General features: G+C 46.0%; 15 protein-coding genes and 1 tRNA gene. 11 read left to right on the top strand and 5 right to left on the bottom strand.

All coding sequences use genetic code 11. The features are described 5' to 3' along the window. Window positions 1–11 precede the first annotated feature (11 nt). The 4 genes from BLV62_RS11485 to BLV62_RS11500 all read left to right on the top strand — a co-directional run bounded on the left by BLV62_RS11485 (window position 12) and on the right by BLV62_RS11500 (window position 2,727). Entirely contained in the window at window positions 12–1,157 is a 1,146-nt protein-coding gene (locus BLV62_RS11485; protein ID WP_089761744.1) for a sensor histidine kinase, read from the top strand. A gap of 80 nt (window positions 1,158–1,237) precedes the next feature. Next, window positions 1,238–1,321: transfer RNA gene (locus BLV62_RS11490), tRNA-Leu, on the top strand. Between the two features lie 213 nt (window positions 1,322–1,534). Further along, window positions 1,535–2,122, top strand: a complete 588-nt coding sequence (locus BLV62_RS11495) for a Crp/Fnr family transcriptional regulator (RefSeq protein ID WP_089761746.1) — start codon at window positions 1,535–1,537, stop codon at window positions 2,120–2,122. 92 nt (window positions 2,123–2,214) lie between these two features. Then, window positions 2,215–2,727, top strand: a complete 513-nt coding sequence (locus tag BLV62_RS11500) for a hypothetical protein (RefSeq protein WP_089761748.1) — start codon at window positions 2,215–2,217, stop codon at window positions 2,725–2,727. A 110-nt stretch (window positions 2,728–2,837) separates the two neighbouring features. Here the strand turns inward: BLV62_RS11500 and BLV62_RS11505 are convergent, their stop codons facing one another. From BLV62_RS11505 to BLV62_RS11520, 4 genes are all read right to left on the bottom strand, one after another. Then, entirely contained in the window at window positions 2,838–3,500 is a 663-nt protein-coding gene (locus BLV62_RS11505) for a response regulator (RefSeq protein WP_089761750.1), read from the bottom strand. After that, the gene (locus tag BLV62_RS11510; protein ID WP_146817852.1) at window positions 3,475–5,343 is read right to left on the bottom strand and encodes a tetratricopeptide repeat-containing sensor histidine kinase; all 1,869 of its coding nucleotides are present in this window, start codon (window positions 5,341–5,343) and stop codon (window positions 3,475–3,477) included. The genes BLV62_RS11505 and BLV62_RS11510 overlap by 26 nt, the downstream gene beginning before the upstream one ends. A 115-nt stretch (window positions 5,344–5,458) precedes the next feature. Continuing rightward, complete coding sequence (locus tag BLV62_RS11515; protein ID WP_139170122.1) at window positions 5,459–6,433, bottom strand: TolB family protein; 975 nt, start codon at window positions 6,431–6,433, stop codon at window positions 5,459–5,461. A gap of 205 nt (window positions 6,434–6,638) precedes the next feature. Beyond that, window positions 6,639–6,950, bottom strand: a complete 312-nt coding sequence (locus BLV62_RS11520) for a winged helix-turn-helix transcriptional regulator (protein ID WP_089761755.1) — start codon at window positions 6,948–6,950, stop codon at window positions 6,639–6,641. A 152-nt stretch (window positions 6,951–7,102) separates the two neighbouring features. Between BLV62_RS11520 and BLV62_RS11525 the strand changes: the two genes are divergently transcribed. From BLV62_RS11525 to BLV62_RS11555, 7 genes are all read left to right on the top strand, one after another. Beyond that, the gene (locus BLV62_RS11525) at window positions 7,103–8,014 is read left to right on the top strand and encodes a ClpXP adapter SpxH family protein (protein WP_089762034.1); all 912 of its coding nucleotides are present in this window, start codon (window positions 7,103–7,105) and stop codon (window positions 8,012–8,014) included. A 124-nt stretch (window positions 8,015–8,138) separates the two neighbouring features. Beyond that, entirely contained in the window at window positions 8,139–8,735 is a 597-nt protein-coding gene (locus BLV62_RS11530) for a TetR/AcrR family transcriptional regulator (RefSeq protein WP_089761757.1), read from the top strand. 109 nt (window positions 8,736–8,844) lie between these two features. Next, window positions 8,845–10,386, top strand: a complete 1,542-nt coding sequence (locus tag BLV62_RS11535; protein ID WP_089761759.1) for an MDR family MFS transporter — start codon at window positions 8,845–8,847, stop codon at window positions 10,384–10,386. Window positions 10,387–10,412: 26 nt separating this feature from the next. Next, window positions 10,413–11,816, top strand: a complete 1,404-nt coding sequence (lpdA, locus tag BLV62_RS11540; protein ID WP_089761761.1) for a dihydrolipoyl dehydrogenase — start codon at window positions 10,413–10,415, stop codon at window positions 11,814–11,816. 203 nt (window positions 11,817–12,019) lie between these two features. After that, window positions 12,020–13,324 carry a DUF2130 domain-containing protein gene (locus tag BLV62_RS11545; RefSeq protein ID WP_089761763.1) on the top strand — a complete coding sequence of 435 codons (1,305 nt, stop codon included), beginning with the start codon at window positions 12,020–12,022 and terminating at the stop codon, window positions 13,322–13,324. Window positions 13,325–13,647: 323 nt separating this feature from the next. Next, entirely contained in the window at window positions 13,648–14,274 is a 627-nt protein-coding gene (locus BLV62_RS11550; RefSeq protein ID WP_089761764.1) for a DUF4136 domain-containing protein, read from the top strand. Between the two features lie 25 nt (window positions 14,275–14,299). Next, window positions 14,300–14,923, top strand: coding sequence for an outer membrane beta-barrel protein (locus BLV62_RS11555; protein ID WP_168927919.1), 624 nt, complete (start codon window positions 14,300–14,302; stop codon window positions 14,921–14,923). 67 nt (window positions 14,924–14,990) lie between these two features. Here BLV62_RS11555 and BLV62_RS11560 read toward each other — a convergent pair whose 3' ends face one another. Beyond that, window positions 14,991–16,004 carry an FAD:protein FMN transferase gene (locus BLV62_RS11560; RefSeq protein ID WP_089761767.1) on the bottom strand — a complete coding sequence of 338 codons (1,014 nt, stop codon included), beginning with the start codon at window positions 16,002–16,004 and terminating at the stop codon, window positions 14,991–14,993. Between the last annotated feature and the right edge of the window lie 2 nt (window positions 16,005–16,006).

The following is a 16,006-nucleotide window of genomic DNA, read 5'->3' on the forward strand; positions in this document are numbered from 1 at the left end:
ATATTACAGGTATGTTCAAGCAGTATATCGGATGGAGATTTGTACTGGCCTCTATTGCCGTGGTGATCATAGGCGCCACGATATGGTTTGTCAGCAGCCTGTCCAGGAAGATACAGGAGGAAGAAAGGAAGAAAGTGGCCACCTGGGTAGAAGCCAACCGGGAACTGTTGCAGTCGGATTCTGAAACGAACCTGAACCTGGCTGTAGACATTGTTACAAATAACACTACCATTCCCCTTATCCTGACAGACGAGGCGGGGAATATCCTGGATAGCCGGAATTTCGACACTACCCTCATCCGGGAGCCGCAATTCCTGCAAAAACAACTGAAAGCCTTCAAAAAACAGCACCCTCCTTTCATCATGGAGGTCGACGCCCGGAAAAACCTCTACAACTATATCTATTACGGCGATTCGCTGATCCTCCGGCAGATCAGGTACTACCCTTATATACAACTGATAGTGGTAGCGCTTTTCATCGGGCTGGCATTATTTGCCATTTCCAGTACCAACAGGGCCACACAGAACCAGGTATGGGTAGGCCTGGCCAAGGAAACGGCCCACCAGTTGGGCACGCCTCTTTCCTCTATGGAAGCCTGGCTGGAAATACTCAGGGAGAATGAGTCCAATGCCAGTATCACTGCCGAACTCTCCAAAGATGTAGACCGCCTGAAACTGATAACAGAACGGTTTTCCAAGATCGGCAGCGTACCCCAGCTGGAAGAAACAGATCTTATAGCCCAGATAGAAAATATGGTGGCCTATATCCGAAAAAGGTCCCCGCAAAAGGTGCAGCTAACTACCCATAGCGATGAAGATGAACTTACCGTTATGATCTCTCCCCCGTTGTTCGACTGGGTAGTGGAAAACCTTTTAAAAAATGCGCTGGACGCTATGGAAGGGAAAGGGAAGATAGATATTAACATCCAGAACCACCCCACGTATGTAACCATCGATGTAGCCGACACAGGAAAAGGCATCCCTAAAATGAATTTTGAAAAAGTATTCAAACCCGGCTTCAGTACCAAGAAACGGGGATGGGGACTGGGGCTGTCGCTGGCCCGCCGGATTATCGAAGACTATCACCGGGGCCGGTTATATGTTAAGTCGTCGGAGCTGAATAAAGGCACAGTTTTCAGGATCTTATTGCGGAAATAACCTGGTGTTTTTAAAATAATGAATAAATAAATTTGCATATTTTAAAAAAGCGCTTATTTTTGCACCCCATTCTACCAGATGCGAAGGTGGCGAAATTGGTAGACGCGCTACTTTGAGGTGGTAGTGCCTGAAAGGGCTTGAGAGTTCGAATCTCTTCCTTCGCACGCAACGAGACAAATGAGGAAAATCCTCGCTTGTCTCGTTTTTATTTTACCACAACGGTATCTGCTCCAGCAGCTCCGCCAGGTTTCCCGCTTTATTTGCAACGTCAATAATAACGACAACCTATGTCAGCTACCCCGAACATCCGGATATTTTCCCGATTTCTTTAACTTTAATGCTGTAGCGCCCGGTGCGTTAAAGGTCAAAAACAGCGTATGAGCGAACACCATGATACATTAAAACAACACCTGGTAAACTTTGCAGGGCTTACCCCCAAGGATATTACAGACAGCTGGCCGTATTGGAAAACCCGCAAAATTAAAAAAGGCGACTTTTTTAATATGCAAAACGTGGTTTGCAACGACCTCGGATTGGTGGTGAAAGGAATTTTCAGGATCTATTACAATGACCCGGTGACCGACGAAGAAAAGAATATTTTCTTTTTTTCGGAGAACCAGTTTATTGTTTCATTCCGGAGCTTCATTACCCGTTACCCCTGCGCCTACTTCATAGAAGCCCTGGAAGATTCAGAAATAATATACATCACGTACCGTGATTTGAACAATTTGTATGAATCACACCCTAACTGGAGCAAATTCGGGCGGTTGCTGGCCGAATTGTTTTTTAACTACTCACAAGCGCGTACAGAAGACTTTTTATTTTACTCACATGAAGAGCGTTATATTAAACTGTTGGAAGAACATCCCAATATTGTGAACCGTATTGCCTCTTACCATATTTCGTCGTACCTCGGTATCACTACCCCTTCGTTAAGCCGTATCCGTAAGAGAATTAAGCGGTGAGCTCCGGTGAAGTGCAAAAAAGTTACTCCGGATTAACTTAAGTGAATATTTCCCATTTTTTTTCTTCAAAAATTTGCAGAAACAAAAATCATATGGGACTGTCAAACTTAGGCATTTTTCACACCGCCGTTGGTATCATTGCCATTGCAGCAGGGTTAATATCTTTTGTAAAGCATGCCAGGATCAACCTTGCCGAGACATCCGGGAAAGTATATTTCTACGGAACGATCATAGCTTCTTTAACAGCTTTAGGCCTTTCAAAGCATGGAGGGTTTAACGCAGGACATGTTTTTTCGTTATTGATTTTTGTCCTGGTTTTAATTGCTTATTTTCTTTATAGCAAAATGGGACAGAATAACCAGGCCCGTTATTTCGAAAACTTTCTCCTGTCGCTGAGCTTCTTTTTATCTATGGTTCCCACAGTTAACGAAACACTAACCCGTTTGCCGGCGGGGAAACCATTGGCTCAAAATAGCGCCGATCCACTGATAGGAAAAACGCTGCTGATACTTTTTATACTGTTCCTCGCAGGCTCGGTCTACCAGTTTATTAAGCAAAGAAAGATCAATAGGGATTCATCCGGAGGCAATGTGCTTATTAAATAGGAACTACGCTCTTATTTTATTTCATAGCTTCAGGAAATATCAAAAAGTTTGCTTCCGGGGTTATGTGTTGAGCGGCCGTCTTATTTTTTATAAGATAGCCGCTTAAGATTTTACCTTCCTTTCCCCACCTCTTTCATCATCCCCAACTCAATCGCTTTTTTTACTAATACCACCGCATTAGGCACATCAAATTTTTGCAATAAATTATAACGATGACTCTCCACTGTTTGTACGCTGATAAAAAGTTTATTGGCGATGGCTGTGGTAGTAAGCCCTTCTCCTATCCAGTAAAGAATTTCTTTTTCCCTGGCAGTTAAGCGGGGTGCCCGGGGTGCAGGAGCCTGGGGCGAAAACAGGATATTCCGTATCTCTTCACTCATCACGCATTGTCCCTGCATTACCTGCTCTATCGCATTTTCAAGATCATTGACGGAAGCGTTTTTCAACAGGTAACCGCTTGCACCGTTGTTCAACATTTCGCTGATGGTTTCCCGTTCTGTATGGTTACTCAATGCAATTACCTTTGTTTTCCTGTGCAAACGGGATATTTCATTGCATATCTCGATGCCCGATTTACCGCCGGGCAAACTAATATCCAGGAACACTATATCTGCATTCTGCGTTTGCAAAAACGCCAGCGCCTCCTCGCCCGAAACGAAGGCTCCGAGCACCTTAGCATTTTCTATTTTCTTCAAAACACTTAACAATCCCTCGATAAAAATGCTGTGATCCTCTACCAATACAATATTATAACTCTTTCGATTTTGTAACATTGATCTCTATATTAATAACAGTTCCACCACCCTGCTGACTGCTGATCTCCATTTTTCCGTGCATAAAACTAACCCGCGAACGGATGTTGGCCAATCCTAAACCTTCTTTAATATGCTCAGGGCCTGGCATTCCTTTTCCATTATCTTCCAGCGTTATGTAAAAACGGTCATTCATTCCACTGCATTGCAGGAAAATATCGCTTGCCCCGGAGTGTTTTACCGCGTTGGCAAGCAACTCCTGTACAATCCTGTAGATATCCACCTTTTCCTGGTGTCTTATATTTTCCGGTATGTTCAGGAATTCGTAATCTACCCGCATGGCGCTCGTGCCAATTGAATGACATAGCCCCTCCAATGCGCGGCTAAGCCCTGAGCGCAATAAAGCCTCAGGCATCATATTCTTTGCAATGCGCCGCAGTTCCTGTACGGAATCATCCAGCAACCCTGTTACTTTCTGCAGTTCTATTTGTTGCGTAGCAGGCGCACCATGGCTCACAGCAGACAAGTTGAGTTTCACTCCTGCCAGCATGCCGCCAAGCCCATCATGCAGCTCCCTTGCCAGCCGCTTTCTCTCCCTTTCTTCCCCCTCTAACTGCGCACGGGTGATCTCTATCTCCTGTTCCTGGTTGATGGCAAATAAACGTTGCGCTTCCCGCTTTTTCCGTTGCCGGTATACATAAATAAAAAAAGCTATCAACAATGCCAGTACAACCGCCCCAAAATAAAGCAGCAATTGCTGCAACTCGTTGCGATGCTGCAACGCCAGTAACTTCTTCTCATTTTCCGCCAGCCGGTATTTTGCTTCCAGGTCCGCAATTTCCTTCCCGGTATTCTGGGTAAAAACGCTGTCTGAAAGCCGTGCATATTCCTGCATTCTTTTATATCCCGCGCGGTAGTTGCCCAACGCCGTTTCAGTTTCCGCAAGTTCATAAAGGAACATGCGCTTGTTTTGGGCTATAGGGTATTTGTCGTATTGGCTATAAACAAGTTCCAGCGACTGCTTTGCTTTATCAAACTTTTTCAATCGCTTATACACTTCATATAATTCATATTGAATGCTGAGGCCATCGTACTCCCTATGCGTCAGGGCAGCTATCGCATAGCCTTTCTCCAGGGCTTCAAGCGCTGCATTCCACTGCTCCTTCAAGGTATGATACTTACCCCGGACCTGGTAATAAAGAGGAAGATAGGACGAATCGCCGGCTGTTTGCAAAATATCGAAAGCCTGGTTTAAAGGCTGGTTGGCAGAATCGGGCAATTCCTGCCAGAGCCAGATCTTGGCTTTGCTTATATAACATTCTGCCAGCACAGGTTTGTCAGTATTTTTACTGCTCAGTAGGATAGCAATTGCTTTATCATAATACCAACCGGCTTTGTTGTAGTTTTTATAATTCATGAACACCCCGCCTACATCCATGTAATTCCATGCTACCCTTTCTTCATCGCCCGCTGCTTTTGCAAACGGGATGGCTTTGGTTAGCAGTATATCAACAAACCCCTTGTTATTGTCGTTCAATTGCTCCATTATGCCGTAATTGTGCCAGGCCCTCGACCTGTACTGCAATGCTTCCCTGGAAGTGAAATGGGAAAGGATCTTGTCTGCTTCCAGGTAAGCCTGTTGGCATAGCTTCCTGTCATAACTAAAATAAGCGCCGGCAAGATAAAAGAACGCCTTCCCTCTTTGAAATGATCCGTCTTTGGTATAGCGGAACGAACGTTTTGCATAATCAACAGCCCGCGCACTGTCTGTATCGGCCCAGTGGTCAGAAAGCAGGAAAAGAATACCGGCTTTAACACTGTCTTCTTTCGCTGTTTGAAAACTGGTTAAAAGACTGTCCGTCATCCTGTCCTGCCTTGCGATAGCATGATAGCCAGGTATAACAAATAATAAGAAAAAAGTTGCAATGAAAGTTTTCAAGATATCACCATAATTCCAACAAAATATAAGCAAAAACCGGTTATTTTCTCCATACAAAATCTCCTACTATTGTCTTTCCCAGGCCTCTTGAGTCCCTTATGTCGCCTTTTACCATAGGATGGATAACGCGATTGTCTTCTCCCGGGTAAGTATTATATACTTTGCCATCGGCAGGTATGATGCAAAGATGATAGACATTGCCGCCCAGATCACCATCGCCAGGCGCTCTCGGGTTCGCCTTCATGGCTATATACTTGCTATCGGGAGAAAAACATGGGGCTACTTCCGAAAAAATACTTTCAGTGACCCGGTGAAAATCACTGCCGTCTGCGTTCATCAACCAAATATGTTCGCCGGCCGATAAAACGATCTTCTGGCCATCCGGACTGGCACTAACATATCCCCGCCAGTCAGAAAAGGGGATGTCTCTCACCTTTGTTGCACGGCTAAAATCGGTGGTTGTTCTCCATAGCCCCCCGTCTTTTTTGAAAAGGATAGTTCCACCGGGTTCCCAGCAAATAGGATCATAGCTTTTAAATTCGTGCGTACTGCCATAGCCCCCGATATTTTTCAACACCCTGCCCTGCATATCAAGAATTACCAGGCCATCCCTGTAGGTCGGCCATAAGGCGAGCCGCGTGCCATCAGGCGAGATGCTGGGCAGGCCGCCATTGTTATCGTTTGGCTCGTACGCAATTTCCCGGATGGTAGATGCGTCTGAAGTCTTAAAGATAATGTAACGGGTGTCAAAAGTGGATTTATTGATCTGTTTTACCCCCATGAGGCCATCCCAGCTTATATCCCATCCCGATCCCTGCCAGTTAGATATAAGACCGGATAAAACCCCCGTGCTCATTTCAAACCTGGTTATACCCTCTGTGCCTTGCTTAATGTAAATTGTACCAGAACCATAATTATAATTTCCGTTACCGGGTCCGGGACCGGAATCTTTGTCGTCCTTTTTGCAGCCAATGGCTACTATGACCAACAGCAGGACGTAATAAACAGTTTTCATTTTCAGGATTTTTAGCTTGTAAGTATTATGTTTCCGCAGCAACTCCACAGCCGCATATCCGGCTCTATCTTCCTGGGTTATCAAAAGTCTTGTACTGTGGATAAGCGCAAAATAAGGTCATTGTGCGCAGCACGACAATCGGGGGAAACACTGCTTTTTTTCTAAGGGTTTTCCATGAGAAGAAATATAGAAAATACTTTGACGATCACGCCAGACGATCCAGTTGCCGGAAAACCGGGATCAATGATTTCGCTTTCTCAGATAAGGTATATTGAATATTCAGGGGTTTCTGCTGTACAATTTCTTTTTCCAGCAACCCCTCCTCTTCCAATTCTTTTAGGGCAGTAGCCAACGACTGCTTGTTGGCGCCGTTCAACTGCCGCAACAAAGCATTAAAACGCACAGGCGCATCCACAGCCAACCGGAAGATCTGCGCCTTCCATTTGCCCGAAAGCGCTTTAAGCAACCTTTCGGCCGGGCAACCGTCTGCCGGTGATATGTCGCAATGGGTAGTCACTTTTTCCTGACTAATTGTACAAAGATTATCTGATGCTGATATTTGTTCAAAAATAAGATATTTCCAAACCTATATTCATGAAAATAATTCCGATATTATTAATACTAACATTGCCCGGCTTTTTCACCTGCCAGGCACAAAACAATAAACAGATGAGTGAGAATAAAAACCCGCTGTTATGCGACCCGGAAACAGGCGTTTGTGAAATACCCGGCAACGCCAACAACAGCAGTACTTTGGCTTCAACCAGCGCCGGCAAACCTGTTAAGATCATCTACTTTACAGATCCGATCTGCTCTTCCTGCTGGGGCATAGAACCACAGTTGCATAAACTGAAGCTGGAATATGGAGAGGTGATCGGGATAGAATACCGGATGGGCGGGTTGCTGCCCGACTGGAGCTACAACAGCGGCGGTATCAGCAAGCCCTCTGATGTAGCGCACCATTGGGATGAGGTTAGCCTGCATTATGATATGCCTATCGACGGCGATGTATGGCTGGAAGATCCGTTGCCGTCCTCCTTCCCTCCTTCTATTGCATTTAAATCCGCCCAACTGCAGGATAACCAGAAAGCACTGAGGTTTTTAAGACGTATCAGGGAGATGGTATTCCTTGAAAAGAAGAATATCACCAAATGGGAGCATATCGCTGATGCAGCAACGGCTGTGGGATTGGATGCACAGCAACTACAAAAGGATATGGAAGATAAAGGCAAAAAAGCATTCGAAGCGGATCTGGCCCTTGCCCGGCAGATGGGCGTACGGGGTTTCCCCAGTATGTTCTTTACCGACAGTACCGGCAAACAGGAATTCGTCTACGGCGTAAAGCCATATAAAGTTTATGAAACAGCAATTCAGAAGTTGGCCGCTTCCGCGAAACCTTTCGCTTATAACAAAGACTGGCAGCATCTTTTTAACCATTTCAATACCCTCACCAAAAAGGAATTCGCTGAACTGATGAATATCAGCGCCGCCGAAAGCAATACCCTGCTTCAGAAACTGACCTCCGAAGGCCTGCTTGTTGAAACCAGCACCAAAAACGGCTCCTTATGGCGGGTAAAATGATTATAACTTATTATAAAGCAGGTAACCGGTTTTACCTGCTTTATAATCCTAAAGTCATTTTCGGCGAAAAAATATACCGATAGGTATATTTCCCTATCTTTGCACCCAACGATTTCAGTATACCATGAAAAAAGCTGAAAAAACAAGGAGCTATATCATAGAACAAACTGCAGAGATTTTCAACAAAAAAGGCTATGCAGCTACTTCTTTGTCCGATATCACCAAAGCTACCGGGCTAACCAAAGGCAGCATCTATGGCAACTTCCAAAGCAAAGAAGAAGTAGCCATCGCTGTTTTCGAACACCTGGCCAACTTTGTGCACAATGCTGTGCAGCACGCCCTGGGCAAAAATTATCCTTCACAACGCGACCGGTTAGTTGCCGTTACAGAACTGTACAGGAACGGGTGGTCGCAGTTCTTCGTGAAAGGCGGTTGCCCACTGCTTAACGCCGCCACAGAAGCAGACGACACTTTCCCGGAACTAAAGAAATATACCAGCAACGCCTTCGAACGATGGGCGAAAGAAATTGTTAAAGTGATTGATGCCGGTATACGATCCGGGGAATTCAATGAAGATATTAACGCCAAAGACTACGCCTACCTTTTTATCATGCTGATAGAAGGCGGCATCCTGCTTTCCAAGACTCATAGCCGCCAAAACCACCTCCATAAAGCATTAGACAGGATCATTAAAATAATTGATGATGAAATAGTCGCTTAATTTTTTTACTTGAAAATATACCGATCGGTGTATTTCATTATTCACCTGATAATATGTGCCACATCTTCCCGGGTAAAAAAATATACCGATCGGTATAAAACAAACAACAATGAACAGGATCATTCTCATCATCACCGTCATAGCCGCAGCCATCATGGAGCTAATCGATACCTCCATTGTCAATGTTGCTCTCAATCACATGAGCGGCAACCTGGGCGCTACACTGGAAGACACCTCCTGGGTAGTGACCGCATACGGCATCGCCAACGTCATCATTATTCCCATGACCAGCTTCCTCGTCAACAACCTCGGACGCAGGAACTATTACATCGGCTCCATCATTCTTTTCACCTTCTGCTCTTTTATGTGCGGGAATTCAGACAACATCTGGGAACTGGTAACATTCAGGTTCCTGCAGGGCATCGGGGGCGGCGCGCTGCTTTCTGTTTCCGCCACCGTTGTATACGAATGTTTCCCTAAAGAGAAACAGAATATAGCCAGCGCCCTGTTCGGGATAGGCGTTTTCATAGGCCCTACTATCGGGCCTACCCTGGGCGGACATATCACCGACAACTATTCCTGGCCCTGGATCTTTTATATCAATATCCCAATAGGAATAGCCGCAGCCATCCTCTGTTACCGCTTATTACCCGAATCGCCTTCCCGGCAGAAAGTGAAAGAGATCGACTGGCCGGGCATTATACTGCTGATCATCGGGATCGGCTCCCTGCAAACCATCCTGGAACGCGGCGAAACGGAAGACTGGTTTGAAACACGGTATATAGTAGTACTTACCGTCACCGCGGTATTCACCCTCCTTCTTTTTGTGTACAGGGAGCTGACAACACCCTACCCTGTAGTGAAATTGGCGATACTCAAACACCCTTCGCTCAGTATCTCCGCAACCCTTACCTTTATCACGGGAATGGGTATGTTCACTTCCATTTATCTCACTCCTGTATTCGCGCAACGGTTCCTTGGTTTTACGCCGGCGATGGCAGGCCTGATGTTGCTCCCCGGCTCCGTGATCGCGGTATTTGCGCTGATAGTTACCGGAAAAGTCCTGCAAAAAGGCGTGTCGCCCGCCCTTATTGTACTGATAGGTTTCTGTTGTTTTATCTATTTCAACTGGTCGATGTCGCGGCTTAACCTGGATGTATCAATGGGCGCTATCGCGGGCAACCTGATCTACAGGGCGGTAGGCATGGCGCTGTTAACAGTACCCCTGTCAACCCTCGCCATCAGCCGGCTAGAAGCGAAGGATATCCCCCAGGGCACCGCTATCAATAACATGATGAGGCAATTAGGCGGTTCGTTCGGGATATCTATCATCAACACATACATCATCAGGCGTATGGCACAACACCGGGTAGACCTGGTTTCCAACGTGACGCCCGATAACCGCCTCACGCCGGAGCGTCTCCAGGCATACACCTCCCTCTTCAGGAGCAAAGGTTTCAGCTATGACGACGCCCATCACAAAGCGCTGATGCTGATGGAAAAAGTAGTAGGTCAGCAATCGTCGTTCCTGAGTTATATCGACGCCTATCTTTTCATCGGCGTGGCTTTTATAGCAGCGTTGCCATTGCTGTTATTCTTCCTGAGAAAAAAAGGCAATAAAAAACTGGTGATCGCATCTGCCGATCACTAACATCTGAACAATAAAAATCTTGAAAAATGGAACAATATGATTTAGCGGTAATCGGATCTGGCCCCGGGGGATACATAGCCGCGATACGTGGTGCGCAATTGGGCTACAAAACTGCAATTATAGAAAAATACAACACATTGGGCGGCACCTGCACCAACGTTGGCTGTATTCCTACCAAAGCGCTGCTCGACAGTACGCACCACTACCACGACCTGCTGCACAAATTTGAAACCCACGGTATCACTGCCGGCAATGTTCAGTTGAATTTTGAGCAGATGTATAAAAGAAAAAAGGATGTTGTGCAGAAGAATACCCAGGGGCTGGATTACCTAATGAAAAAGAACAAGATCACCAGGCTTACCGGAACCGGCTCATTTGTTGATAACGCCACCCTCCAGGTTACAGGTAGTAACGGCGCGAAAACAGTTGTAAAGGCCGGTAAATATATCATTGCAACGGGCTCCAAACCAGCCACTATAGCCGGGGTAACGATAGACAAAAAACGCATCATCACTTCCACCGAAGCATTATCGCTGACGGGCCAACCGAAAAATATTATCATTATTGGCGGCGGAGTGATAGGCGTAGAAATGGCCTCTATCTTTAACCGGATAGGCACGGCCGTTACCATCCTGGAATACGCCCCTCACCTGATCAGTACTATGGATCATGAACTGGGCGATACGCTGAAAAAGATACTGGCAAAGGAAGGCATCACCATCCAGCTGGAACAGGCGGTATACAAAGCGGAAAACCTGGGCAACAGCGCCAGGGTATGGTTCAGGGATAAAGCGGGGAAAGAACAAACGCTGGACGCAGATTATGTGCTGGTAGCAGTGGGGAGAAAACCTTATACCGCCAACCTGGGACTGGAAAACACCGGCGTAAAACTAAATGCCAAAGGTGCGGTAGTTACCAATTCAGACCTGCAAACCGATGTTCCGGACATCTATGCTATCGGCGATGTGGTAGGAGGAAATATGCTGGCCCATAAAGCGGAGGAAGAAGCTTTGTACGTGGTAGAAAAAATGAAAGGTCAAAAACCTCATATCCATTACAACCGCATCCCCGGCGTTGTTTATACCTGGCCTGAAGTAGCGGGAGTAGGAGCTACAGAAGAAGAATTAAAACAGCAGGGCATCCCGTACAACGTAGGGAAATTCCCGTTCTCCGCCAATGCCAGGGCCAGGGCGGGCATGGACACAGAAGGATTTGCCAAAGTATTGTCGGACCCGCAATACGGAGAAGTGTTGGGCGTACATATCATTGGCGCAAGAGCCGCAGATATGATCGCACAGGGCGTTGGAGGAATGGAATTCGAGATCACGGTGAATGAGCTTTCCCGTATCTCTTATGCGCACCCTACTTATTCTGAAGTGCTGAAAGAAGCATTTATTACCTCGGCGGGAAGGCCATCTCTTAATATATAAGTAAAATATAATCAATGAGATCCTTAACAATTATCTAATCTTTCATTAATACACGAGTAACATGATAAGAGGAATTTAGCACCAGTCGCAGATCCCTTTTTAACCTGTTGTTTGTGGTCCACCTATGGAAAAGGAAGCCTATGCTTCCTTTTTTTATTACCTGCTTCAAAACCCTATCTTTACCAAATATTTATTGTCATATTATGAGTACATCAAAAGGTACATCTATAACCTGTCCGAGTTGCAAACACCAGTTTGTGATGGAAGATGCTTTTGCCGCAGATATAGAAAAAGAGATGAGGACCAAAATGGCCGGCGAATGGAAGAAGAAGCTGGATTCGTTGAAGGAAGAAAAAGATGCCCTGTTGCTTGCGCAGAATCGCATACAGCAGGAAAAGATGCAGCTCAACCAGTTAAGACAACAACAGGAGGAAGAAATAGCCAAACGTTTACAGGCAGAAAAACAACAGCTCCGGGCAACGCTGGAAGAAGAGCTGCGCAAGGCTATTGCTGCAGACATGAGCGCCCAGATAGCCATGCTGAAGGAAACGAATGAAGAGCAGGCCAATAAACTAAAGGTGGCGCGCGCGCAGGAACTGGAATTCCTCCGTAAAGAACAGGCGTTGAAAGATAAAGAACAGGAGCTGGAAATCGCTTTGCAAAAGCAATTACTTGCGGCAAGGGAAGAACTGGCAGAAAAGATCAGGCTGGAAGAACTGGAAAAGAACCGGATCAGGGACACTGAACACCAGCTCAGGGTCCGGGAGTTGGAAAAACAACTGGAAGATCAGCGGAAACTGGCGGAAGAGATGAAGCGGAGAGCTGAACAGGGTTCCATGCAGCTGCAGGGCGAAATACAGGAACTGGCCCTGGAAGAAATGTTGAGGAGCCATTTCCCTTACGATGAAGTAGTGCCGGTAGAAAAAGGCGTCAGGGGAGCTGATTGCATACAGTACATCCGCAACCAGTACGGGCAGGATTGTGGAAAGATCATTTACGAGAGTAAACGCACCAAGGAGTTTACTAAGGACTGGGTAGAAAAACTGAAGGCAGATATGCGTTCGCAGGGTATGGATGTAGCCATCCTTGTTACGCAAACCATGCCCCGCGACATGAAACAGTTTGGAGAAAAAGATGGCGTCTGGATCTGCACATTTGCGGAAGTAAAAGCATTAGCATATGTATTGAGAGATGGCATGATAAAGATCTCCATGAAACTGCGCAGCCAGGAGAACAAAGGAGATAAAATGCACATGTTGTACGAATACCTTACCAGCGGCGAGTTTGCAGAGCAATGGAAAGCGGTGAGAGAAGGGTTTATGGCGATGAAACTATCCATCCAGCGGGAACGCGATGCAATGGAAAAATTGTGGAAAGCCAGAGAAAAACAACTGGAGAAAGTTTTGTTGAACACCGCTCACATTAAGGGCTCTATAGACGGGATCGCAGGAAATGATTCTGTTGATCTTCAACTGCTGGAAGACGCGGCGGATGAGCTCCTGGATTAGGTAATTAGTAGAAAGATATTAAAGAACGGGGCCTTTATCATGGCCCCGTTTTATGTTTAATGCAAAGGCTGCTTTAACATATTTTCGCCCCTTCAAACATATAACCATATAACGCAGCCTGTTAATTGTTGGAACTCTTTTTGCTACGCCACTTTATGATTTCATTAACATTAGCGGTGTAAACTTTCTGTAACAATCATCTATCTAATCCGTTAAATAATAGATAAAAAACACCAAAACGTTTTGTGAGGATACCCAATTGTTTTTGCGAATGATAACCTTCTTATATGAGGTATAATAATTAATAATAAATACGCTAGGATATGAAAAGAACATTGTTTTTACTCAGTGCCGTTGCCTTTGTGGTAGCGATGGTTGCAACTGGCTGCCGTAAAGATCCGTTAAACGACATGTCGGACGAGGAATCAAGGATCTATATTACGAATCACGACAGCACCGCTAATTTTTCTTCTTATACCACATTCAGTATAGTAGATTCCGTGGTGGTACTTTCTAACCGCAACGACAGTGCGAAAAAAGAACTGACGGACTACGACCAGAAACTTATTGCTTCTGTATCTGCCGCGATGCAGCAAAGAGGTTATACCCTGGTTAACAAGGCGGCAAAGCCTGACCTGGCGATCAACCTCACCAGGATCGACAATACTTTCTCTGCCATTTCCTGGAACCCCGGATGGTGGGGCGGTTACTGGGATCCCGGCTATTGGGGATTTCCTGGCGGCGGTTGGTACTGGCCTTCTTATTACACCGTTTACCGGGTGAACGAACGCCAGGTAGCAATAGACCTGTTTGACCTGAAAAACGCGCAGAACAAACAACTTAAATCTGTTTGGAATGCATTATGGCGTGGTACCGGTGTGTGGAATTCCAACAACATCGATAATATGGTGAAAACATCTTTTGATCAGTCACCATATCTGAAAAAATAATGTGAACTTTTAAATGACAGGAAAGATGAAAAAGATAAGAAATTGGATGTTGGCAATCGCAGCGCTTCTTATAGGTGGTTCGGCTTCAGCGCAATACCGTCCGCCGCTTTCAATAGATGCAAACTGGTCTATCAGCCAACCACTCGGTTCGCTGAAAGATTATGCTGATAAAACAAGTTTACGTGGCTGGGGCGCTGGCGTTCAGTACATGCTCAACGGACAGCTGGCAGTAGGTTTGCGTTCCGGTTACCAGGATTTTTATGAAAGGGTGCCCAGAGCCGTATACCATGACCCAACTCAGGGCGATGTTTCCGCCGTTCAGACACGTACGTTGCAGGTAGTTCCTATCCAGGCAACAGTAAGCTATACCTTCCTGAAACAGGATCAGCCTGTGCTTCCTTATGCCATGGTTGGTGTGGGCGCCGCACATTTCAAATACGAAAAATACTGGGGTGAATTCGTGGAATCCGATAAAAGCTGGCAGTTCCTGGTAAGTCCTGAAATTGGTATCAACATACCATTCGGAAAAGCTTCTCCGCTTATGTTTAATGTAAATGCGAGGTACAACTACGCGCCATATAAATTGGGAGAGATCACCAGCTTTAATACCATACAGGGAAATATCGGGTTGAAACTACACCTGAATTAAAGCGTAATCCATATTCTACATTAACTGCAAGGCCTGCACCCGGATAGCCGGGGCAGGCCTTTGCCTTTTAGTATTCCATGTATTGTCTGAAATTATTGCTGAACGCTTCTTTGATCACCCCGTCTTCGTCGCGGTAAATATAGAGGGCGGCAAGACCATATTCGGGGTGCTGTTCCACGAACTGAAGTCCTTTCGTTACTCCCATCAGGATAAGCGGGTTATCAAATGCATCCGCTGTAAAACAATCCGGTGCGATCAACGTTACGCTGATAATATGGTTATGCAATGCTACCCCCGATTTCGGATCAATGGTATGCGCGTACCTGGTTTTGCCCTGGTCGAAGAAACGGCGGTAGTTGCCGCTGGTAGCGATACCTTTACCAGGCAGGCGAACAATGCCCTGGATGGGTTCATAGCTTGTATCGCCGGGCGATGGCCGCTCTATCCCTACACTCCAGGTCTTATTTTGCTGGTTACTTCCCTTTGCACACAGTTCTCCCCCTACATCCACGAGGTAGTTCTCAATTCCCCGCTGCTCCAGGAAGCGGCCCAATACATCTACTGTATATCCCTGGGCAATGCCATTACAGTCGATTTTTACGCCTTTTTTAGTGGTTGTAAGCTCCTGCCCCTTCATTTTCAAATAACGCGATCCTACGAGCTTTAAAGCGCGTTTTATACTATCTGCCGGCGGCACTCCCTTAAATGAAGGTTTGGTTACGCCAAAGCCCCAGAGGTATACCAGGGGTTGAACAGTAATGTCGAACAAGCCGTTAGTGGCGCGATTGGCGAACAATGCTTTTTCAACTACTTTTTGCATATGTTCATCCATTTGCACTTTGCCATCGCGGTTAAAACGATTGATAGCTGATCCGGGTTGATAAAGTGATAAGGAGGCATCGATCACGCGGAAAATGGAATCGATGGACGACTGCAGGTTCGTAGTATCTGCAGACACATATTTGACGATATAGTAAGTTCCCTGTGCTTTTCCTTCGTACGCCATCAACCTGGACGCAGGTTGCTGGGCGCCTGCTCCCAGGCCGGCCAGCAGTATTCCTGCCAGTAGTAATTTTTTCATTT

This window comes from Chitinophaga terrae (ex Kim and Jung 2007), from assembly GCF_900107795.1.
Taxonomy (GTDB): Bacteria; Bacteroidota; Bacteroidia; order Chitinophagales; family Chitinophagaceae; genus Chitinophaga; species Chitinophaga terrae.

Bases quoted from the DNA above. Each gene is read 5' to 3' on its own strand.
- BLV62_RS11485 (WP_089761744.1), top strand. From the start codon at position 12: ATGTTCAAGCAGTATATCGGATGGAGATTTGTACTGGCCTCTATTGCC.
- BLV62_RS11495 (WP_089761746.1), top strand. From the start codon at position 1,535: ATGAGCGAACACCATGATACATTAAAACAACACCTGGTAAACTTTGCA.
- BLV62_RS11500 (WP_089761748.1), top strand. From the start codon at position 2,215: ATGGGACTGTCAAACTTAGGCATTTTTCACACCGCCGTTGGTATCATT.
- BLV62_RS11505 (WP_089761750.1), bottom strand. From the start codon at position 3,500: ATGTTACAAAATCGAAAGAGTTATAATATTGTATTGGTAGAGGATCAC.
- BLV62_RS11510 (WP_146817852.1), bottom strand. From the start codon at position 5,343: ATGACGGACAGTCTTTTAACCAGTTTTCAAACAGCGAAAGAAGACAGT.
- BLV62_RS11515 (WP_139170122.1), bottom strand. From the start codon at position 6,433: ATGAAAACTGTTTATTACGTCCTGCTGTTGGTCATAGTAGCCATTGGC.
- BLV62_RS11525 (WP_089762034.1), top strand. From the start codon at position 7,103: ATGAGTGAGAATAAAAACCCGCTGTTATGCGACCCGGAAACAGGCGTT.
- BLV62_RS11530 (WP_089761757.1), top strand. From the start codon at position 8,139: ATGAAAAAAGCTGAAAAAACAAGGAGCTATATCATAGAACAAACTGCA.
- BLV62_RS11535 (WP_089761759.1), top strand. From the start codon at position 8,845: ATGAACAGGATCATTCTCATCATCACCGTCATAGCCGCAGCCATCATG.
- lpdA (WP_089761761.1), top strand. From the start codon at position 10,413: ATGGAACAATATGATTTAGCGGTAATCGGATCTGGCCCCGGGGGATAC.
- BLV62_RS11545 (WP_089761763.1), top strand. From the start codon at position 12,020: ATGAGTACATCAAAAGGTACATCTATAACCTGTCCGAGTTGCAAACAC.
- BLV62_RS11550 (WP_089761764.1), top strand. From the start codon at position 13,648: ATGAAAAGAACATTGTTTTTACTCAGTGCCGTTGCCTTTGTGGTAGCG.
- BLV62_RS11555 (WP_168927919.1), top strand. From the start codon at position 14,300: ATGAAAAAGATAAGAAATTGGATGTTGGCAATCGCAGCGCTTCTTATA.
- BLV62_RS11560 (WP_089761767.1), bottom strand. From the start codon at position 16,004: ATGAAAAAATTACTACTGGCAGGAATACTGCTGGCCGGCCTGGGAGCA.